Source organism: Olegusella massiliensis (genome assembly GCF_900078545.1).
GTDB lineage: Bacteria > Actinomycetota > Coriobacteriia > Coriobacteriales > Atopobiaceae > Olegusella > Olegusella massiliensis.
In genome coordinates this window covers 113,006-132,605 of record NZ_FLLS01000002.1, presented here as the reverse complement: position 1 = coordinate 132,605, position 19,600 = coordinate 113,006, and the positions used below count along the sequence as shown (strand labels likewise).

Sequence of the window (19,600 nt, the reverse complement as noted above, 5' to 3'; positions counted from 1 at the left end):
TCTGGCTTCCTTTTGATTGTGCGGTTGGTATAACATGCGCTAACCTCACACTGATGGAGGGAGAATATCCATGCCTGCTATTCTTACGCATGATTTTTTTGGACAAGATTCGCTCGGAGCAGTTTCATCGGTTCTTGGCTTTGAAAGCTTTGATGAGCACGATGCTTTTTTGCTGGGAAACCAAGGCCCCGATCCTTTGTTTTATCTGCTTGCTGATCCGCTCATTGACTCGCGTACGCATGATGTTGGCGAACTCATGCATCATTTACGCCCAGCGCAGCTTCTTTTGGCATTGCACGATTCGCTTGCTACCTTGCCTTTTGCTGAGCGTCATGTTGCAGAGGCCTATGCAGCTGGCTTTTTGTGTCATTACCTACTGGATTCTACAGTTCATCCGTTGGTATTTGCCGAGCAGTACGGCATCTGTGATGCAGGTATTCCAGAACTTGACCGCAGCGATGGTGGTCGTGTCCATGCTGAGATTGAACGCGACCTCGATGAAGCAGTGCTTTTCTCACACAAAGGCGTCACCGTTAAGGAACATATTCCTTGGAAGGAATGCCTGCGTGCAAGTGACGCCACACTCGCCACAATCGACAAGATGTACTCCTACGCTATTCGTTGGACGTATGGGCGCAGTTTGCCACGTAATACCTTTACGCACGCGGTAAAGTCCTTCCGTTTGGTGCAGCATCTCTTTTGGGCACCATATGTCGCTAAGCGCGAGTTGCTCGGCAAGCTTGAGCAAAAATTTTCGCACCAGCGCTACTCGCTTTATCGTGCGATGGCGCATCGTCTTCGTGCTGAGGCTACATCAGATTTTGACAATCGTGAGCGTGCGACTTGGACCGACCCTTTTACGGGTAAATTACGTTGTGAGGGCTTTTGGGATTTGTATCGAGCAGCGCAGGAGCGCGTTCAGAGTGCAATACGGACGTTCTTTGCGACTGATTTTGATGAGAGGGCGGCCAATCTCTTGACGGGCGGTCTTAATTTCAGCGGTGAAGTAGTCGCAGATGATTTGCCTGAAACGTACGTGCAGGCTCAGACTGCAGCAACGCTTATTAACGATGGAGGGGAGAGCTGAGGAATGCCATCCTTGCTCGAGGGGATCGAAGGGCCGGAGGACTTTAAATCCTTTACGGTTGATGAACTCCGGAGCCTGGCAACAGAGATTCGTGAGACCCTTATCTCGGCCGTAACCGAGACTGGTGGTCATATGGGTTCGAATCTGGCTGTTGTCGAGGCAACGGTGGCCCTACACTATGTGTTTGATTCACCACGCGACAAAATTGTGTTTGATACGTCTCATCAAAGCTATACACACAAGATGTTGACGGGTCGTGCGTATGCCTATACCAATCCTGCACGCTATGGTTCGGTCTCTGGCTTTACCAATCCTGCTGAAAGTGAACATGATTTGTTCCGTTGTGGTCATACTTCAACTTCAATTAGTCTTGCGTGTGGTTTGGCAAAAGCTCGAGATCTTATGGGTGGGCACAACCGTGTGGTGGCCCTTATTGGTGATGGTGCCTTGTCGGGCGGCGAGGCTTTTGAGGGTTTGGATAATGCCGCGGAGCTGGACAGCGGTCTTATCATTGTCTTTAACGATAATGAGATGTCTATCAAGGAAGACACGGGCGGTATGTACGCGGGACTTGCCGAGCTCCGCGCAAGCAATGGGAACTCTACCCGCAATATCTTCCGTGATTTTGGGCTGGACTATCGTTATGTCGAGCAGGGCAATGATGTAGCTGAGCTTGTGCGCGTCTTTAATGAGGTCAAAGATATCGATCATCCCATCGTAATCCACATCCATACCACTAAATCCAAAGGGTGGGCTTGGGGTGAGCAGCATCGCGAGGCTTCACATTCGATACTCGCAGCAGACACACATCCTCTGCCTCCTGAACTTGATTACCGTGCAATTACCCGCTCGTTTATGGCACATAAGCTCAAAGGCGATCCTTCAGTTGTTATTGTTAATGCGGCAGCACCTGGTGGCTGTGGCTTGCCTGTGGAGTTTCGCGAGGCGGCAGGCAAGCAGTACGTAGATGTGGGTATCTGTGAGCAGCATGCGGTGAGTTTTTGTGCGGGAATTGCTCGCGGCGGAGCAAAACCAGTCTTTTTTGTACATTCGACCTTCTTGCAGAGGGCCTATGACCAGCTGATTTCTGATCTCGCACTTAACGATGCGCCCGTGGTTATCCTCGTTTTTGAAGGAGGCTTCTCATCGCTGGACTCGACCCATATTGGCGTTTTTGATATTGGCTTTACAGGCAATATTCCAGGATTGACTTGTTTGTCTCCAGCAAGTCGAGAGCAATACGTGGCAATGCTGGACTGGGCAATTGATCAAAATGATCGACCCGTGGTTATTCGTGTGCCCGACCATGTACTTACTGATGCCGACATGGGCATTGAAACCCCAAAGGCATTTACCACGGCTGACGTGGCTCGCTATGATGTACTCAAACGCGGTAGCAAAGTGGCGCTTTTAGGTCTTGGACCTGCGGTTGATTTGCTTGGTGAAGTGGCACATGAACTGCAGTTTGCCAGCAATATAGATCCCACGATTATTTCGGCCACAGCCTACTCAGCATTGGATTGGCGTTTACTCGATGATATTTCTCGCAATCACGATTTAGTTGCAACCTTTGAAAACGGCATTCTTTTTGGTGGTTTTGGCGAAAAGGTGGCACGATATCTTGGTCACACTAAGGTGCGAACCATCTGCTTTGGCGGCACCAAAGAGTTCATTGATCGTATGCCAGCGGCGGTTATGCGTCAGCGTTATCATTTGGAGCCAGCAGCAGTAGCTGCAGATATTGTCTCTCAATTGGAGAAGATGCAAAGCGAGTAGGGAGGTAGCGATGGCGACCTATGTTTTTTCGGACGTTCATGGTCATGCAAGGACGCTTGAGCGCCTACTCGACCGTATTTCGCCTGCTGCCGATGATCATATCTTTATGTTGGGTGACATGATTGATCGTGGACCTGATCCCTTGGCTGTCCTGCGCATTTGTCGCGGGCTTGCCGATGGAGGAGCTACCGTGCTGATGGGCAACCACGAAGATTTAATGCTTGCCTATTACGACGACCCTAGCGAGCTAAGCAATTTTGCTAATTGGGCAATAAATGGAGGCGGTACTACCAAAGAGCAACTCGAGACTCTGCCCAAAGAAGAGCTTCTGGACCTGCTTGATTGGGTGCGTGCCTTGCCACTTTCTGCTTATACCCGTGTTTCGGAGCAGCTCTATCTCTTTGCCCATGCGGGTATTCAGCCAATCATTCCTGTGCCTGCAACGGCACTTGATGTGAATGCTCGTGATGAAGACCGCATTCACGCCATTGTAGACAAGCAGAACCCCGAAGCATTGATGTGGGTGCGTCAGGAGTTTTGGGGACATCCTACTGGTCTTGTGGATAAAGAAGGCAAAGGTATCATTGTTGTTGCAGGTCATACGCCTACTCCCTATTTAGATGGCATGGCTGACCGCCCTGATCGCAGCGGCGCTGATAAGGATGGTTTGGGTCGCATGGTGCGTGTGGGAGCCTGTGCAGAGACGGGCAATGTTGCCGATCGTTGGGATATCGATTCGGGTTGTGCGGGTGGCTATGGTTTTGGCAAGCTGCTTTTCTTACGTCTTGATGATGGGTCGGAATTTTACGAGCCTGTGGGCAAGGACGAATAAATGCAAGTCTCCCAGTTGGTGACCCATCCGTTGCCACCAATTTTTGATAAGCAAAGCCGTGTACTCTTGCTTGGTACGATGCCCAGTCCGCTCTCGCGTGAGCTGGGGTTTCACTATGCTAATCCACGCAATCGCTTTTGGCCGGTCATCGCAGCTCTTTGGCAGGAAGAAAAACCCAGCACTGATGCTGAGCGTCGCGATTTTTGTCGCAGACATCGTCTTGCTATTGATGATGTGCTAGCAAGTTGTCATATCTCGGGTGCTGCAGACTCAACTATCACAAATGCCGTGCCTAATGATTTGCGTCGCATTTGTGATTGTGCATCCATTCAAAAGGTATTTTGCACGGGAACTACAGCGACACGTCTTTACCGCAAGCTGATTGAACCAAGCTTAGGTCTACCCTGTGTTCAGTTGCCATCGACAAGTCCTGCTAATGCGCGTATGCGTCTTGCTGATTTAATTGTGGCATGGGAGCCAGTGCGCATTGCCGCTGATGAGGCGGGTGAGTTGTAGTGAGTCTGATACAGATGATTGAGAATGAAAAATATTGCTCACTGCTCATTGAAGCGCCAGCAGCAGATTTTTTGCATGGCGCACTCGATTTATATGAAGAAGATGTTGGCTGGAAACAGCCAGTGCGTTTTTTGCCCGTACAACAGCGTGCTCTCGGTAGTTGTCAAGCATGGCATCCAGGGCTGTATCGTCAAATGGGGCGTACGAGTGCAGGAATTTGTCTTGAGTTTGAGACAGATTCTCATGAAGTTGCTCTTGAGCTGCGCGTTGAACCACTTTGGGGTGGAATAAAGGCACTGGTCGCATCTGCTGCTATGGGCAATGAAAACTATGACGGTGTTTCTTGTGAGGTTGACGGCAGATGGCTTTTGCCCTCATGGGGCAAGCCGCGTATACCAACTGCTGAGGAATTATCCTCCTCAGAAGATTCCGCTGACGAGAAAGCGACAAAAAGACAGCTCCGCCTTGATCCTTGTCGTCTAGTGAGTTTTGTGCTCAGTGATTCTGCGACAGCTGCAGCAGCTGGTTTAAGGGCGCTTCCTGGGTTAGGAAAAACACATCATGTACGTCTGTGGCTACCCTGCCTCTACGCAGTAGAAATTCGCCGACTTTTTGGTGATGGCACCTATCTAAAAGCTGTGGATAAGCGTCCAGTTTTGCTGGTTATGGGTGATGCAGCTACTCAAGGACTGGCAGCGGGAGATCCTGCACGCACCTGGGCCGCGCGACTTGCGCGTACCAATGCTTGGGATTTGCTTAATCAAGGTATCGTGGGCCAGGTATTTCAGCCTGGCATGGCCGCGAGTCTTTGTGAAGCAAAGCTTTCACTTGCAGGCATTGTGGTGTCATTTGGCGAGAGTTTGCGTCATGAGCCGTGTCAAGAGCGAGAAGTTGCGCGCAATGTCAGAGCTTTTCTCGCTGAAATTGCGCGCGTGTGGCCACATACTCCTTGTTGGGTATTGACACCGTTTTGGCATGATGAGGAAAGTTCGCCAACTCACCCTCGCAGCTGCTTTGGGAGCTTGTCTTTTATGCTTGAAGCCAATGTTGCAGCTCATGATCAGATGCGTCTTGTAGATGGGTGTGAGCTTATGGAAGGTCGCCTGCGTGCTCTTGGAGGTAACAGCGGTTTGCCAGGGGATGCAGCTCACAAGTCCATTGCTCGCCGTTTGGAAGCCATATTCCAGACGTACTGATTCTGCTGTCTTGGTGAGCGTCTATACTTTTTTTAGACAAACAATATTGAGCCTGAGGAGGGCCTGTGGATATAGAAAAAGAGACTCGGATTAATCGTCTTGCACCCGATTTACCCATTAAAATTTCTGCTGAAACTATGGCTCGCGTTGCCGATTTGCGCGCATCGGGTCAGATGTCGCCTTTTGCTTGTAAAAATAGTTCAGCAATCCGTCGCGACCTTTCTGATCGTGATCGTGACACGGCTCTTCGTCCTGCTTTTTTACGTGATATCGAAAAAATCATGCACATGGGTGCGTATAATCGCCTTGCAGGTAAGACGCAGGTCTTTTCTTTTCGCGCAGATGACGATTTGGCTCGTCGCGGTCTGCATGTGCAATTAGTAGGTCGTGTTGCTCGTGATATTGGCCGTGGTTTGGGCCTTAACGAAGACCTCATTGAGGCTATTGCATTGGGCCACGATATTGGACATACCCCCTTTGGGCATGTTGGAGAACACTACCTTGATGCGATTTTCCATAAACGTACGGGACGCTATTTTCGCCATAATGTTCAGAGTGTGCGGGTACTTGATGTGCTGGGTGGGCGCAATCTTACCTTGCAAACCCTCGATGGAGTCATTTGTCACAATGGCGAGTTTGAACAGCAAGTTTTTGAGACGAGTGGTCTTACGAGCTTTGACACCTTTGATCGTGTTGTCGATTCTTGTTGGGAGCGCGGTGATGAAGTTATCTCTCATATGCGTCCGATGACACTTGAGGGTTGCGTTGTGCGCGTGTCCGATATGATTGCCTATATAGGTAAAGATCGCCAAGACGCTATCCGTGCAGGTCTTGCAAGTGAAGAAACTTTTGATGATGGCTTAGGTGGTGCTTATAATTCTTGGGCACTTTCTGCTTTTATTGCTGATGTTGTTGAGAATAGTTTTGGCAAAGATCGAATTGAGATGAGTGAGCAGGGCTTTGCGGAGCTGCGCCGGGCAAAGCGTGAAAATGCGACAAAGATTTATACCTCCAGTGAGGTCAATGGCGATTTTGCAGGACCAATTGAGGATTTTTTCTCGCATCTGTATATGCACGAGCTGGAGGCGCTCAAATCGGGTGATACCAGTTCTGCCATTTTTGTTCAGCATATCGAGCCTATATGTCGTCATCTGGCACCTTATGGCAATGCATATCATTGGGAAGATGATCTCGATCTAACGGTGATGGATTTTATTTCTTCCATGACAGATGAGTACTTTATGGCCAGCTGTGAGGCACTTTTTCCCGAGGCTGCCGAAATCTTTCCCCGTCGTACTTATTTTGAGAACGCCTTACCCTAGCGCGTAGTGCGTTACTATTAAAGATATGGATACTCTTTTTTCTGACATAGAACGTTATAAGCGCAATCTCAATGCGCCGCTTGCTGTTCGTATGCGTCCGCAAACTCTTGCTGAGTATGTGGGACAAACAGAAGCGGTAGGCGAGGGGAGTTGGCTACGCCGCGCCATTGAACACGACGCCCTCTCTTCGGTGCTTTTTTATGGTCCTGCAGGTACGGGCAAAACAACTTTGGCACACATCATTGCTCATACCACTCATGCTGAATTTGTTGAAGTCTCAGCAATCACGGGCACGGTCAAAGATTTGCGTCGCGAGATTGAGCTTGCAAGTAGTCGTCTGTTAAGTTCTGGACGCCGCACGATTTTGTTTGTTGATGAAATCCATCGCTTTAATCGTTCACAGCAAGATGCTCTGCTTCACGCTGTGGAAGACAGGACAGTAGTGCTTATCGGTGCTACTACTGAAAATCCTTTTTTTGAAGTGAATTCTGCCCTGATTAGTCGCTCAAGAGTTATCGAGCTACATCCTTTGGGTGACGAAGATATTCGTGAGCTCGTAACTCGCGCATTAACGAGTCAAAATGGCCTTGCGGGAAAGTATGTTTTGGCACCTCAGGCGCTCACAGAGATTGTTACACTTGCGGGTGGCGATGCCCGCGCTGCGCTGACCAGCTTAGAGCTTGCAAGTCAGATGAGCAATCCAGGTACTCACGAAGTGCCCTCTACTATTACCCTTGAGCATGTACGGGATGCCAACCCTCGACGAGGCTTGACCTATGACAAATCTGGCGACATGCACTACGACATTATTTCGGCTTTTATCAAGTCTATGCGTGGGTCGGATCCTGATGCGGCACTCTACTGGTTGGCTCGGATGATTGATGGGGGAGAAGATCCCAAATTTATTGCCCGTCGCATTATGATTGCTGCATCTGAAGATATTGGCAACGCTGATCCGCAAGCTTTGCTTGTGGCAGAAGCTGCATTTAAGGCAGCAGAAGTGATTGGCTATCCTGAATGTCGTATTAATCTTGCACAGGCAGCCATCTATAACGCCTTAGCTCCCAAATCTAATGCTGCTGAAGCAGGTATTGATGCCGCCTTAGCCGAAGTACGGCAGGGTCCCCGCCGCGAAGTACCCAGTCATTTGCGTGACCGTCATCGTCCTGGCTCCGATGAATATGGCAGCTATCTCTATCCACATGACTACCCTGCAGGCTGGGTCAAACAGCAATATCTGCCTGACGGTTTGAAAAAAGGTGATTTTTATACGCCAAGCACACGTGGCTGGGAGGCATGGCGTATAGAGGCAACAGGACGTGACCGTATAGAACAGTCAGACAAGTAGTACGGCCAAGTTGGGTAGAATGTGCTCAATATGGCAGTCACCGTATTTGGAGGCTTAAATGGAACCGCTACAGATTGCCCTCATCGTCTTGGTTGTCGCAGGCATCTGGGCCATTGTTGAACTTGCTCTTACGCTGCGCAAAACTCGCAGCGCTGTTGAGGAAGTTACACATTCTGCACATGAGGCTATCGAGCAAGTCCAGCCTATTATCGCTAAGGCTGATGGTATGGTTGACGATTTACAGCCTTCTATGAAGCATGTCAATCCTATGTTGCTCAAGGCCACGACATCAGTGGATTTACTGAATGCCAATTTGGCAGAGCTTGATGGTATTTTGAGTGATATGTCCAATGTCTCAGGCGCTGCTTCTAATGCAACCCTTGCTGCTGGTGAGGTCGTTGATCATGCTGCTTCTGCTGCTGCAGGATTAGTCAACAAAATTACTGGTAAAAAGAACAAGACTGCTCCAGACGCTCTGCATGCTGCCCACGAACCCGCACGCTTGACTGATACCACTGAATCCGAACCGTCTGCTACCAATTCAAACGAGACTGCTTCTGAGTCTGTGCCAACACAGGCAGCTAGTGGGTATGTGACCTATGACACAGCAGCTAAATCTACTTGTGAGGAGCAGGAATAATGCAGGATTTAGTACGTTTGAATGTCCCCGCAGAGCCCCACTATGCGCGTTCTGTTCGCATGCTGGCAGCAACTCTTGCAGTTTCGTGTGGTATGTCGGTAGATGATATCGAAGATGTGCGCATGGCTGCCGAGGAAGGCTTTGTGTATGCTTGCTCAACTGCGCCTAAGACTTGTGGCATCAATTTTGGGCTGGCACCCAATGAGGTCACCATCGACTTTGACCTTGGTCTTCAGGAAGCACCTCTTGACCAAGAGGGCGATGCTGAACTTGTAGGAGACCTTTATTTGGTAGCTCTTCTTCTTGAGGCGGTGTGTGATGAGTTTTCTCTGATAGACAGTGATGAAGGCTCATATCTACACCTCGTGAAGAGGACGGCACATGTCGAGTAACGAAACTTTTTCTACTGCGAACAGTGAGTCAAAATTGGCTTTGGGCGCGGGCGCAGACAAGCCTGACAGCTCTCATGTGCCCTTGTCGGAGCTTAGTTCGACAGATGAGGCACGCTCTGCTCGTCGTCGTGCTCGTGCGCGTGCTCGTGTGAGTGGACGCCCCGTTTGGGATCGCGACCGCACAAGAGCACTCTTTGCTCAGTATCGTGCGGGCAATGAAGACGCTCGTCAGCAGCTTATCGTCAATCATCTCAACTTGGTACGTTTTTTGGCTTCCAAATTTAAGAACCGCGGAGAACCATTGGAAGACCTCATTCAGGTGGGCACCATTGGTCTTATCAAGGCGATTGACCGTTTTGAGCCCGATCGTGGTCTTGAGTTTACGACGTATGCCACACCTACCATCATGGGAGAGATTAAGCGTCACTTCCGCGATAAGGGCTGGTCAGTGAGGGTGCCTCGCCGTCTACAAGAGCTTTCCCAAAAGGTTTCTGTAGCTACCGAGACCTTAACTCGCGAACTGCAGCATTCTCCTTCGGTAGAAGAACTTGCTGAGCATGTGGGCGCTACGGTGGATGAAGTACTGGAAGCTATGGAGTCTTCGAGCGCTTATAACTCAGTGCCGCTGGAGTCAGGCAAGAATGAAGATGATGAGTCGGCAGCTGTTATCGATCGCTATGTCACGATTGACCAAGACCTTGAGGGTTCCGACGATCGTATGTTGCTTGAGCAAGTGATGACAGACTTCTCGCCTCGCGAGCGCGATATTGTGCGCATGCGTTTTGTTGAAGGTCTCACGCAAGTAGAAATTGCCGAAAAGCTCGGCATCTCTCAGGTACAGGTTTCACGTTTGCTTCGCCGCACTTTGAGCAAAATGCAGGAGCGCATCGAAGCCAAACCTAAAGGTACATCAGAAGAAAAGACCAAAAAATAGTAAATGGTGGGTTTTGTGACCCTTGTAGGTTTAGCACTCTTCTTTGCAGAAGCGCTGATACAGCATATACTGTGAGGGTTGCACAGGCATCCGATTGATGAATGGAAGACAATCCATGAGCACGTCTGACCGAAAGTATATGACCACTGCAGAAATCCGCGAGGACTTCCTACGTTTTTTTGAAGGCAAGGGCTGCAAACTTTATCCCTCGTCTTCCCTTGTTCCTGAGGATCCCTCGTTGCTTCTTGCTAATGCGGGCATGAATCAGTTCAAGGAGTACTACCAAGGCATAAAGACTATGCATGAGATTGGTGCGACATCTTGCCAAAAGTGTCTACGTACCAATGATATCGATAATATCGGCGATTCCCGCCACCTGTCCTTCTTTGAAATGTTGGGCAATTTTTCTTTTGGTGGCTATTCCAAAGCCGATGCTATTGCTTGGGCTTGGGAGTTTATTACCTCACCTGAACATCTGGGCCTTCCTGCCGATCGCCTCTATATGACGGTTTTTGAGAACGATGACGAGGCCATCGAACTGTGGCACAAACAGGGCGTGGCATACGATCATATCTCGCGCTTAGGCGAGGAAGATAATTTCTGGGCGGCTGGTCCTACGGGCCCCTGCGGTCCTTGTTCTGAGATTTATTTTGATCAAGGTCCCGAGTTTGATGGTGAGACGCCAGGGGACGACGGAGATCGTTACCTTGAGTTTTGGAATCTTGTGTTTACCCAATATGACCGTCAAGAAGACGGTTCGATGCCCGACCTACCTCACCGTAATATCGATACAGGCATGGGTCTCGAGCGTATTGCTGCCATCATGCAGCATCAACACACCAACTATGAAGGCGATGTTTTGCGTACGCTCATTGGCGTAGGCGAGCAGCTTTCGGGTAAGAGTTACGGCGAAGATGATGCGGTTGATCGCAGTCTGCGCATTGTGGCTGACCATAGTCGTGCGGTAGCTTTTATGATTGGTGACGGCATCTTGCCAGGTAACGATGGCCGTGGGTATGTCTTGCGTCGCTTGCTTCGTCGTGCTGTCTACCATGGTCGCCTGTTGGGTATCAATGGCTCTTTCTTGACTTCCTATACCCACGAAGTGGCTCGTCTTTTGGGTGATGTGTATACCGCATTGACTGAGCAGCAAGCACTTATTGATGGCATTGTTGGTGCCGAAGAAGAGCATTTCTCGGCTACGCTGGATGCTGGTGAAGCAATTCTTGTCGCTGAGCTTGACAAGCTTGCTACTGATGAGGTTTTACCTGGCTCTGTAGCCTTCCGTCTGCATGATACGTACGGTTTCCCCATTGATCTGACGCGTGAGATTTGTGAGTCTCAGGGTCGAAGCATTGATATGGATGGTTTTGACGCGTGCATGGCCAATCAGCGTGAGCGTGCGCGTGCTGCAGCCAATCGCGATGCTTGGTCTACAGCTGCGAGCATCTGGGTGAGTCTCTCAGACCGTTTGCCCGAAACCGAGTTTGTGGGGTATGACCACGAGTGCCTTGAGGGTGCCAAGGTGATTGCTTTGATTGCTGAGGGCACAGAGATTGAGCAAGCTGTTGCTGGTAGTGAGGTTGAAGTTGTACTCGACTCTACGCCTTTTTATGGCGAGATGGGTGGCGAAGTCGGTGATACTGGCTATCTCGAAACCGCTGATGGCACTGTTTTGCGTGTTAATGACACCAAGCATCATGAAGGTGGCATCGTTGCTCATACCTGCATGGTTGAGGAAGGCACGCTTGATTTAGGCTCTACAGTAACGGCCACGGTCGATCACGGCCGTCGCGAGCTTATTCGCCGCAACCATACCGCAACCCACCTATTGGATTCTGCTTTGCGTGAGGTATTGGGCGAGCACGTGAGCCAAGCTGGTTCGCTGGTGGCTCCCGATAAACTGCGTTTTGACTTTACTCACTTTGAAGCTTTGACCGCAGATCAGCTTAGTCGCGTTGAAGGCATTATCAATGCCGAAATCTTTGCTGCAAAGCCTGTTGTGACACAGCTTATGAGCATCACTGAGGCAAAGGCAGCAGGCGCTATTGCCTTGTTTGGCGAAAAATATGGTGATGTTGTTCGTGTGGTATCTGTTGGTAAAGAAGATCAGCCCTTCAGTCGTGAACTTTGCGGTGGTATTCACGCTCATAATTCTGCCGATCTAGGCTTCTTCAAGATTATTTCTGAGAGTTCTTCAGGTGCGAATGTCCGCCGTATCGAAGCTGTGACCTCTGCGGGCGCAATTTCTTATGTTGACGAGCGTTTGTTAGTACTTGATGAAGCAGCTGCGGCGCTGAAGTGCAAGGCAAGCGATGTTCCTGCTCGAATTGCAGCGCTGACCGCAGAGTTGGCTGATGCTCGTAAGAAGGCACGTGAGGCAAAGGCTACGGTGTCTGATGCTGATCGGATAACCGTTGAACTTGAGGGCTATAGTTGCGTTTTTGCCAAGCTTAATGGTGTGGGTGGTCGTGATTTGAGATCCGTTTGGGATAGCATTCGTGACGGCGCTCACAAGCCTGAAATTGCCTGCGTGCTTATCTCGGCTACTCCCGAGGGCAAAGTTGCGCTTCTTGCGGCAGCAAGTGATTCTGCTGTGAATGCTGGTTTTGATTCTGGCAAGCTAATCCGTGAGATTGCAGGTCTGGTCGGTGGTCGTGGTGGTGGCAAGGCTGCCATGGCTCAAGCTGGTGGTGCAGATATTGCTGGTATTGATGCAGCACTTGCTAAAGCCCAGCAGTTGCTTAGGTCATAAATATACGTATTTACAAGCCTCGCAGCATCGTGCTGTTGGACTTGTCTGAAAGGTCGCTTACATGAGAGCTTTGGCACTGGATATTGGAGAGGTGCGTGTAGGTATTGCATCAAGCGATGCGAGCGGCACTCTCGCCTTTCCTGTCAAAGTTCTGCCAACACAAGAAGTGCTGGGTCATGCAAAGACATTTCGGTGCGTATTGGAAGATTATGAGCCCGAGGTATTGGTCTGTGGCCGACCTCTTACCTTGGCAGGAGAGGATGGCATGCAAGCCGCTCGTCTGACTGCTCAAGCAGAATGTATTGCCAAAAGCTGCGGTCTTCCCTTGGAATTTGCTGATGAAAGACTCTCCTCTAAGGAAGCAAGGCGTATCCTCCGTGAGGAGGGGAGAAGTGAGAAAGAGATGCGGGGAATGGTTGATATGGTTGCCGCATCAGTATTTCTCCAAACCTGGCTGGATGCCAGGAAGGACTGAAAGGGCGAGTCGATGGCAGATCGTAGCTCCGAGGCCCGGCGCAGGGGCTCTCATTTCGCAACAAAGCAAAACCCCAAAGTGTCGTCAAAACTGCCTACCTTAGATGATTCTGATGCCAAGATAATGGGTACGGGTACCATTTCATCGCGTAGTGTCGCAGCTACACGTCATGTTGCAAAAGGCAGTAAGCGTAGGCATCATGGTATGCGCACTCGTGCTGCTCAGGCGCACCTGGGCAATGGTACTCATGGCAGACAGCAGCCAAACAAAGCTCATTGGCCACGCATACTCATAAGTCTTTTGTTGGTTGCGCTTATTCTTGGTGCGGCTTATATCTTTGTGTTGCCCATGGTAAAAGACCTCACTAAGCCCGAGACTCCCCAGGTTGAGACGGGAAAACAGGTTACCATTACCATTCCCGAAGGTTCTGGTGCGGCTTCGATTATTCAGCAGCTCCTTGATGCCGGTGTTATCAGCGATCAGGCGAGTTTTGCCAATGCCTTAAAACAACAGGGTGCCGATTCCAAGCTTAAGCCTGGTACCTATAACTTCTTTACAGGCAGTAAAGATCAAAATGTCATTGATCTATTGATCGCTGGGCCTAATGCTTCTGCCAATACCGTAACCATTCCAGAAGGCTCGACTGTGGCTCAAACTGCCGCCTATGTTGAAGCTACGCTTAAGATTCCTGCCAAGGATTTTATGTCTCAGGCAAAGGCTTCCAAATATGCAGGTGATTATGCCTTCCTTAAGGAGGCTGCTGCAACTGAGCAAGACTCGCTTGAAGGATATCTCTATCCCAAAACATATAATTTTGATGGCAAAGATACATCTGCAGATGCCGTTATCCGCACTATGCTCGACCAATATGTATCTGAACTTTCCAAGCAGGACTTTGATGCTGCAAAAAAGAAACTTAAGAGTAACTACAACGTTGAATTATCTGATTATCAGCTTTTAAAACTTGCTTCCATTATTGAGAAGGAAGCCATTAAGGACGACCAACGTGCCAATATTTCTTCGGTTTTTTATAATCGCCTAAAGGCTGGCATGGCGCTGCAAAGCGATACCACGATGGCGTATGCGTTGGGTCACGAGATAAAGAAGCCCGAGGAAAACCACCAAGATAGTCCCTACAACTCTTATGATCACCAAGGGGTTTCTATTGCGACACCTATCTGCTCGCCTTCACTTGCTTCAATTCAAGCAGCACTAGAACCTGCGTCAACAGATTATCTGTACTTCTGGATTACTCAAAAGGCTGAGCACTTCTCCAAGACAGAGGCTGAACATACCAAAACTTACAACGAGCATCTGAGCTCCTAGGACGGGAATCAAGATGGCAGTCATTCATCCGTATCGTTATGTCGCGCGCATAGACTACATTGACCTTGATGAGCTCTATAGCCAAGGCATTCGCTGCATTCTGTTTGATCGAGATAATACCGTGGTTCCACGTGATTCCAAGGTAGCACCTCCCGAAATCATGGCGTGGTTTGACCATGCACGTGGCCTTGGTATGCATATCTGCATGGTATCGAATAATATTCATAGCGCCGCTGTTGAAGCTTCTGCGGCAAAACTAAAAAGCGATGTTATTCATCATGCTATGAAGCCTTTTCCCTGCTCCATTAAGGCAGCTCTTCGTAGGGGAGGTGTAGAGGCGCAGCAAGCCGTAATGATTGGTGATCAAGTTATGACCGATGTCATTGCAGGTAATCTTGCTGGTGTGCGCACTATTCTTGTGCGTCCTCAGTGCCGTACTGACCTTTGGTACACTCACATCTTTCGTCTTTTCGAGGCGCTGATTTTGCATGGTAAAGAATTCGAGGGTGAGGCCGAGGAGCTGTGAGTTGCTCATCACAAGCTGCAGGCTATATTGTCCATGAGGGCTGCGACCATATCTTTTTCATCGGTTTTCTCGGTGCGGGAAAGTCAACCATTGCGCGCAATCTCGGGCAAATGTTTCACCGTCCCTATGTTGATACCGACCGTTTAATTGAGCGAAAACTTTGCAAGTCGGTTTGCGAAATCTTTGAACAAGATGGTGAAGCAAGTTTTCGCCGTGCTGAGGAAGCTGTGCTAAAAAATCTAAAGCACAGAAAGTCTCTGTTAGTGAGTTGTGGCGGTGGCATTATCGAGAGACCAGTTTGTTGTCAGTTGATGAAAGAAATGGGTTCAATCGTTTTTCTGGATGGCGACTTTGATGATTCATTGCGCCAGATTCAGCATCCCGAGAGGCGGCCTGATTTTAGAACAGCTCAAGAAGCAGAGACTCTGTATTGGCGACGCCGACCGCTCTACGAAGCGATTGCCGATTATGTAGTGGATATTCGGGGCAAGTCTTTTGATGCTGTTGCGAGTGAGGCGGCAAGTCTTTTGTGGGAAGAGGGGCTATTGTGAGTGAGATAAGCAACGAAACTTCTGAACTCAAGACCCAAGATGCAATCAAGCAGGATAGTGTGGTTGAGGAGATATCTGAGTCTGGTGGCTCTTCTACCTCAGAAGAATCTTTTTCTTCTCAAGCCGAGATTATTCGCCAATGGATTTCGTTGATTAAAGGCTCCTGCGATGTGCGTGTAGGCTCAGCTGCCATCGTCTCGATGGGTGATGTTATGCGTGGTTCAGTTACCACTACGCGTAGGAGCCTTTTGCTTGTAGAAGAGGGGAGCCCTGCCGAACTTGTTGAGGAAACGCGTCGTGAGCTGACCGATGCTGGCTTTGTTGTTGCGCGCTACGATTTGCCCACCAATACCAAGCGTTCTATAGCATCAGTAAATTTATTGGTAGAAGCCCTTGCCCAGGCCTGTATTACTTCTGATGATTTGATCTGTGCGGTAGGCAGTTCCACCTTGATGAGTCTTGCTGCCTATGTGAGCACAAACTGGTGTGGCGCAACTGAGCTGTGCTGTGTACCTTGTAATCTTTTTGCCGCCACAAGCGGCCTTATCACACCTCTTGGTTTGGATGTTGCTGGCAAAGAAGAGCTTATTCGCTTTGCTGGCAAGGCCAAACATGCCTTTATTGACTTTGACTTTCTCACTGCAGATCTGAGCTGTGAGTCTGCCATGCATATGCGTGCCTTGATGGTTCAGTCAGCGCTTGCTGATTCCGAGCGAAGTTTTTCGACGCTCTGGGATCGAGCTGACGATATCGTTACAGGTGATTTGCCAACACTTTCGTTGCAGATCGTTGATACGCTCAAGTCGCGTGGCAATCTAGTGGCTGCTACCTCGGCTGCAGTACGCCAGTCCGTAGATCATGGCAGTATTTTTGTTCGCGCCCTTAAAACTTTGCTGCCTGCGAATGTTCCTGAATCTACGCTGCTGGCTGAATCCATGCGCTTTGCTTCACGTCTTGCTGCAGCGCAATCAGACTTTGCTATTGATGATGTGCTCGCCGTTGATGAGCTGCTTGAAAAACTTGAACTTCCCCTGTTGCAGGCGACAGTTGACCCCGATCAGATGATTGCTGCGCTCAAGGCAATCTCATTTGAACGTAGTTCGCGTTTTCTGCTCGGCCTTCCACGCTCTTTGGGTCGTGTACGTCTCGCAAATGTTGATGAGGATCTATTAAAAGAACATGTGAGTGCCTGGTGTGCGGTGCATAGGGTTGAGGAGTAAAGATGGAATACAGGTATGCCAAGAGGGTTGCTGCCCTGCGGGAGTGGATGCGTGAATCAAGTTTTGATGCCTTGGTATTACGCAATAATCCAGATCTGCGTTGGTTGACGGGTGCTGAACGTGTTTTTGATGACGAGATTGCCCATGTAGCTTTTGTTACTCTTGAAGGATTATGGCTACATACAGACTCGCGTTACTTTGGTACCTTTGTGAATCGTTTGGGCACAGGTGGCCCTTGGCAACTTGATCAGGATGTCATAAGTCCTGCAGAGTGGGTGGTCCGCCATATTATTGAGTCGGGCGTTTTCGCCGTAGGTATTGAAGATTCAATCTCTTTAGGGTTTTTTGACGAGCTCCAAGAGGAGCTGAAGCATAGCGGCGTTGATTGTACGCTGCCTCGCATGCACGATGATATTGCTGCCAAATTGCGTGTTGTCAAAGATGATGAGGAGCTGGCGCTACTTCGTGAGGCTCAGCGTATTACTGATGATGCTTTTGAGCATATTTGCACGTATATCCATGCGGGTATGACCGAGCTTGAGCTGCGAGCAGAGCTTGAGGGATACATGCTTACTCATGGTGCTGAGGCTCTGTCTTTTGCGAGTATTGTTGCTGCAGGTCCTAATGGTGCCAATCCTCATGCGCAACCTTCTGACTATGTGCTCAAGGATGGTGACATGGTTGTGCTGGATTATGGTGCGGCCTACCACGATTATCATGCTGATATGACTCGTACGGTTTGTGTAGGCAAGCCCAGCGATGAGGCTCGTAAGGTTTACGATATCGTACGTCAGACAAACGAAAGTTGCGCTCGTGCCATCCATGCAGGCGTTATAGGTCGCGATATCCATGAACTTGCAGTCAAGCTCATTAGTGATGCTGGTTATGGCGAGTATTTTGGTCATGGTTTGGGTCATGGCGTTGGAATTCAGATTCACGAGAAGCCCAACTTCAACCGTCGTAGCCTTGATGTGATTGGCGCTGGTTCGGTTATTACAGTTGAGCCAGGTATCTATTTGCCTGGTAAGTTTGGCGTACGAATTGAGGATTGTGGTTTGGTAGACGAGCAGGGCTACCATCCCTTTAGTCGTATCAGCCATGAGTTGATGTGTGTCGGCTAGGTTTACTTTGCCGCAATCAATACTGTATTTAAAGCCGCGCTTTACTGCGCGGCTTTTTTATGAGGTATCACCTGCGCAGTCTTCTTTTTGATATAAAAATAGGAGGTAAACAAACTAATGTGTGCACACATGTTGATATCAAAAACCAAAACAACTGTTTGATGTGCTATTTTGAATAGTTTTGTTCATTAATGTTTAAAAGAGTCAAGTGTTTTTACGGTTAATTTTTATCTGATTGGAAAAAAGGACTAAGTTAGCCGACGATAAAAGAAAAAATTAGAACATAAATATTGTACCCATACTCTATAAATTAGCATTAAAACAGCTATTTCTATAGATAAAATATATACTAAACTTTTATATATTCTCAAAAAATATCTCTCACTCATTTCCAAAATTGGAAGCTCTTACTTGTGAAGACTATTTGTATGAAGTATGATTAGTTGATGTACAAGTACGCAAAAAACAGCTAGATAGCACCGAGCACGTGCAAAAGAAACTTGTACATGTACGGGAAAGGGGGAATGCGTATGCCGCTTTCTGCACCTGTAAACATTGGCAGCGATGCCCACGTCCTGAAGGAAGGAGAACGATGATCGGCATTATTGTCGCCTCTCACGGCCAGTTGGCCGAAGGGATTCTCGACACGCTTGGCATGTTTATGCCTGGCGAGAAGAATCTTGAGGCCTGTGTCCTGACACCCGATATGGGTCCGGATGACTACCGCGACAAGCTTGTTGCGGCGTCCAAGAAAATGGACGATCCAGAGCAGCTCGTAATTCTGGCTGACCTGTGGGGAGGCACGCCTTTCAACCAGGCTTCTTTGCTCCTCAATGATCACCCCACTTGGGCTTTGATTACTGGCTTGAACCTACCTCTGCTTATGGAGGCTGTCTCTGATCGCGATGATTGCGAGACTGCCCTTGAGCTTGCAGGCAAGCTCATTGAGGTTGGCCGCGAGGGCATCAACGGCAAGCCTGACTCCATTGTGCCTGCCGAGAAAGCAGCTGCCGCCGCTCCTGTTGCCACGCAAGGTGCTATTCCTCCGGGAACGGTACTTGGTGATGGCCACATCAAGCTTGCCCACGTGCGCGTGGACACTCGTCTGCTTCATGGTCAGGTTGCAACTGCATGGACCAAGACCATTCAGCCCAATCGTATCATCGTCGTGTCTGACAGCGTCTCCAAAGATGAGCTGCGCAAGACCATGATTGTTCAGGCTGCACCTCCTGGAGTTCACGTCCATGTTATTCCTATGAGCAAGCTGATTGAGGTTTCCAAGGACGTCCGCTTTGGCAACACCAAGGCCTTCCTCCTCTTTGAGACTCCTCAAGAGGTGCTCGAGGCCATCAACGATGGCGTTGACATCAAGAAGGTCAACCTTGGTTCCATGGCCCACTCCGTGGGTAAGGTTGTTTGCACCAACGCTATTGCTATGGGTCCTGAGGATGTTAAGTGCCTCGAGGAGCTCAAGGCAAAGGGCGTTGAGTTTGACGTTCGCAAGGTCCCGACTGATGCACCCGAGAACTTCGAAGCCATGCTCAAGAAAGCAAAGTCCGAGCTCGCTGCTCAGGGCAAGTAAA

18 protein-coding genes are annotated in these 19,600 nt (G+C 49.3%); all 18 read left to right on the top strand.

Features of this window, described 5'->3' with window-relative positions; translation table 11 throughout:
* The first annotated feature begins 70 nt into the window (after nt 1-70).
* A complete protein-coding gene (locus tag BN4314_RS00850; protein ID WP_068539275.1) occupies nt 71-1,087 on the top strand; it encodes a zinc dependent phospholipase C family protein in 1,017 nt (338 codons plus the stop codon).
* Between the two features lie 3 nt (nt 1,088-1,090).
* Nucleotides 1,091-2,863 (top strand): 1-deoxy-D-xylulose-5-phosphate synthase, encoded by a 1,773-nt coding sequence (locus tag BN4314_RS00845; protein WP_068539274.1) that lies wholly within the window; start codon nt 1,091-1,093, stop codon nt 2,861-2,863.
* A 10-nt stretch (nt 2,864-2,873) separates the two neighbouring features.
* Nucleotides 2,874-3,695 carry a metallophosphoesterase gene (locus tag BN4314_RS00840; RefSeq protein WP_068539272.1) on the top strand — a complete coding sequence of 274 codons (822 nt, stop codon included), beginning with the start codon at nt 2,874-2,876 and terminating at the stop codon, nt 3,693-3,695.
* On the top strand, nt 3,696-4,211 hold the full coding sequence (locus tag BN4314_RS00835) for a DNA-deoxyinosine glycosylase (protein WP_068539270.1): 516 nt from the start codon (nt 3,696-3,698) through the stop codon (nt 4,209-4,211). It begins immediately after the preceding gene.
* Between the two features lie 14 nt (nt 4,212-4,225).
* Complete coding sequence (locus BN4314_RS00830) at nt 4,226-5,407, top strand: SGNH/GDSL hydrolase family protein (RefSeq protein ID WP_068539268.1); 1,182 nt, start codon at nt 4,226-4,228, stop codon at nt 5,405-5,407.
* A gap of 137 nt (nt 5,408-5,544) precedes the next feature.
* On the top strand, nt 5,545-6,729 hold the full coding sequence (locus tag BN4314_RS00825) for a deoxyguanosinetriphosphate triphosphohydrolase family protein (RefSeq protein WP_082911234.1): 1,185 nt from the start codon (nt 5,545-5,547) through the stop codon (nt 6,727-6,729).
* A 25-nt stretch (nt 6,730-6,754) separates the two neighbouring features.
* Nucleotides 6,755-8,077: a replication-associated recombination protein A gene (locus BN4314_RS00820; protein ID WP_068539263.1), complete on the top strand. Its 1,323-nt coding sequence runs from the start codon at nt 6,755-6,757 to the stop codon at nt 8,075-8,077.
* Nucleotides 8,078-8,135: 58 nt separating this feature from the next.
* A complete protein-coding gene (locus BN4314_RS00815) occupies nt 8,136-8,717 on the top strand; it encodes a DUF948 domain-containing protein (RefSeq protein WP_021734911.1) in 582 nt (193 codons plus the stop codon).
* On the top strand, nt 8,717-9,109 hold the full coding sequence (locus tag BN4314_RS00810) for an ATP-binding protein (protein WP_021734865.1): 393 nt from the start codon (nt 8,717-8,719) through the stop codon (nt 9,107-9,109). The genes BN4314_RS00815 and BN4314_RS00810 overlap by 1 nt, the downstream gene beginning before the upstream one ends.
* Entirely contained in the window at nt 9,099-10,043 is a 945-nt protein-coding gene (locus BN4314_RS00805) for a SigB/SigF/SigG family RNA polymerase sigma factor (RefSeq protein WP_082911109.1), read from the top strand. The genes BN4314_RS00810 and BN4314_RS00805 overlap by 11 nt, the downstream gene beginning before the upstream one ends.
* A 115-nt stretch (nt 10,044-10,158) precedes the next feature.
* Nucleotides 10,159-12,798 carry an alanine--tRNA ligase gene (gene alaS, locus BN4314_RS00800; protein ID WP_068539261.1) on the top strand — a complete coding sequence of 880 codons (2,640 nt, stop codon included), beginning with the start codon at nt 10,159-10,161 and terminating at the stop codon, nt 12,796-12,798.
* Nucleotides 12,799-12,859: 61 nt separating this feature from the next.
* On the top strand, nt 12,860-13,273 hold the full coding sequence (gene ruvX, locus BN4314_RS00795; RefSeq protein ID WP_068539259.1) for a Holliday junction resolvase RuvX: 414 nt from the start codon (nt 12,860-12,862) through the stop codon (nt 13,271-13,273).
* Nucleotides 13,274-13,285: 12 nt separating this feature from the next.
* Nucleotides 13,286-14,599, top strand: a complete 1,314-nt coding sequence (gene mltG / locus BN4314_RS00790) for an endolytic transglycosylase MltG (protein ID WP_068539257.1) — start codon at nt 13,286-13,288, stop codon at nt 14,597-14,599.
* A 13-nt stretch (nt 14,600-14,612) separates the two neighbouring features.
* Nucleotides 14,613-15,125 (top strand): YqeG family HAD IIIA-type phosphatase, encoded by a 513-nt coding sequence (locus tag BN4314_RS00785; protein ID WP_068539255.1) that lies wholly within the window; start codon nt 14,613-14,615, stop codon nt 15,123-15,125.
* On the top strand, nt 15,122-15,676 hold the full coding sequence (locus BN4314_RS00780) for a shikimate kinase (protein ID WP_082911108.1): 555 nt from the start codon (nt 15,122-15,124) through the stop codon (nt 15,674-15,676). Before BN4314_RS00785 ends, BN4314_RS00780 begins: the two co-directional genes overlap by 4 nt.
* The gene (locus BN4314_RS00775; protein WP_082911107.1) at nt 15,673-16,896 is read left to right on the top strand and encodes a hypothetical protein; all 1,224 of its coding nucleotides are present in this window, start codon (nt 15,673-15,675) and stop codon (nt 16,894-16,896) included. The genes BN4314_RS00780 and BN4314_RS00775 overlap by 4 nt, the downstream gene beginning before the upstream one ends.
* 2 nt (nt 16,897-16,898) lie before the next feature.
* Nucleotides 16,899-18,017 (top strand): M24 family metallopeptidase, encoded by a 1,119-nt coding sequence (locus BN4314_RS00770; RefSeq protein ID WP_021734842.1) that lies wholly within the window; start codon nt 16,899-16,901, stop codon nt 18,015-18,017.
* Between the two features lie 592 nt (nt 18,018-18,609).
* A complete protein-coding gene (locus BN4314_RS00765; RefSeq protein WP_068539253.1) occupies nt 18,610-19,599 on the top strand; it encodes a PTS sugar transporter subunit IIB in 990 nt (329 codons plus the stop codon).
* The last annotated feature ends 1 nt before the right edge of the window (nt 19,600 follow it).

What these genes read in the sequence shown, in the direction of transcription:
- BN4314_RS00770 (WP_021734842.1), top strand. Translation starts at nt 16,899, where the DNA reads ATGGAATACAGGTATGCCAAGAGGGTTGCTGCCCTGCGGGAGTGGATG.
- BN4314_RS00785 (WP_068539255.1), top strand. Translation starts at nt 14,613, where the DNA reads ATGGCAGTCATTCATCCGTATCGTTATGTCGCGCGCATAGACTACATT.
- BN4314_RS00815 (WP_021734911.1), top strand. Translation starts at nt 8,136, where the DNA reads ATGGAACCGCTACAGATTGCCCTCATCGTCTTGGTTGTCGCAGGCATC.
- BN4314_RS00845 (WP_068539274.1), top strand. Translation starts at nt 1,091, where the DNA reads ATGCCATCCTTGCTCGAGGGGATCGAAGGGCCGGAGGACTTTAAATCC.
- BN4314_RS00840 (WP_068539272.1), top strand. Translation starts at nt 2,874, where the DNA reads ATGGCGACCTATGTTTTTTCGGACGTTCATGGTCATGCAAGGACGCTT.
- BN4314_RS00830 (WP_068539268.1), top strand. Translation starts at nt 4,226, where the DNA reads ATGATTGAGAATGAAAAATATTGCTCACTGCTCATTGAAGCGCCAGCA.
- BN4314_RS00765 (WP_068539253.1), top strand. Translation starts at nt 18,610, where the DNA reads ATGATCGGCATTATTGTCGCCTCTCACGGCCAGTTGGCCGAAGGGATT.
- mltG (WP_068539257.1), top strand. Translation starts at nt 13,286, where the DNA reads ATGGCAGATCGTAGCTCCGAGGCCCGGCGCAGGGGCTCTCATTTCGCA.
- alaS (WP_068539261.1), top strand. Translation starts at nt 10,159, where the DNA reads ATGAGCACGTCTGACCGAAAGTATATGACCACTGCAGAAATCCGCGAG.
- BN4314_RS00835 (WP_068539270.1), top strand. Translation starts at nt 3,696, where the DNA reads ATGCAAGTCTCCCAGTTGGTGACCCATCCGTTGCCACCAATTTTTGAT.
- BN4314_RS00805 (WP_082911109.1), top strand. Translation starts at nt 9,099, where the DNA reads ATGTCGAGTAACGAAACTTTTTCTACTGCGAACAGTGAGTCAAAATTG.
- BN4314_RS00810 (WP_021734865.1), top strand. Translation starts at nt 8,717, where the DNA reads ATGCAGGATTTAGTACGTTTGAATGTCCCCGCAGAGCCCCACTATGCG.
- BN4314_RS00850 (WP_068539275.1), top strand. Translation starts at nt 71, where the DNA reads ATGCCTGCTATTCTTACGCATGATTTTTTTGGACAAGATTCGCTCGGA.
- ruvX (WP_068539259.1), top strand. Translation starts at nt 12,860, where the DNA reads ATGAGAGCTTTGGCACTGGATATTGGAGAGGTGCGTGTAGGTATTGCA.
- BN4314_RS00820 (WP_068539263.1), top strand. Translation starts at nt 6,755, where the DNA reads ATGGATACTCTTTTTTCTGACATAGAACGTTATAAGCGCAATCTCAAT.
- BN4314_RS00825 (WP_082911234.1), top strand. Translation starts at nt 5,545, where the DNA reads ATGGCTCGCGTTGCCGATTTGCGCGCATCGGGTCAGATGTCGCCTTTT.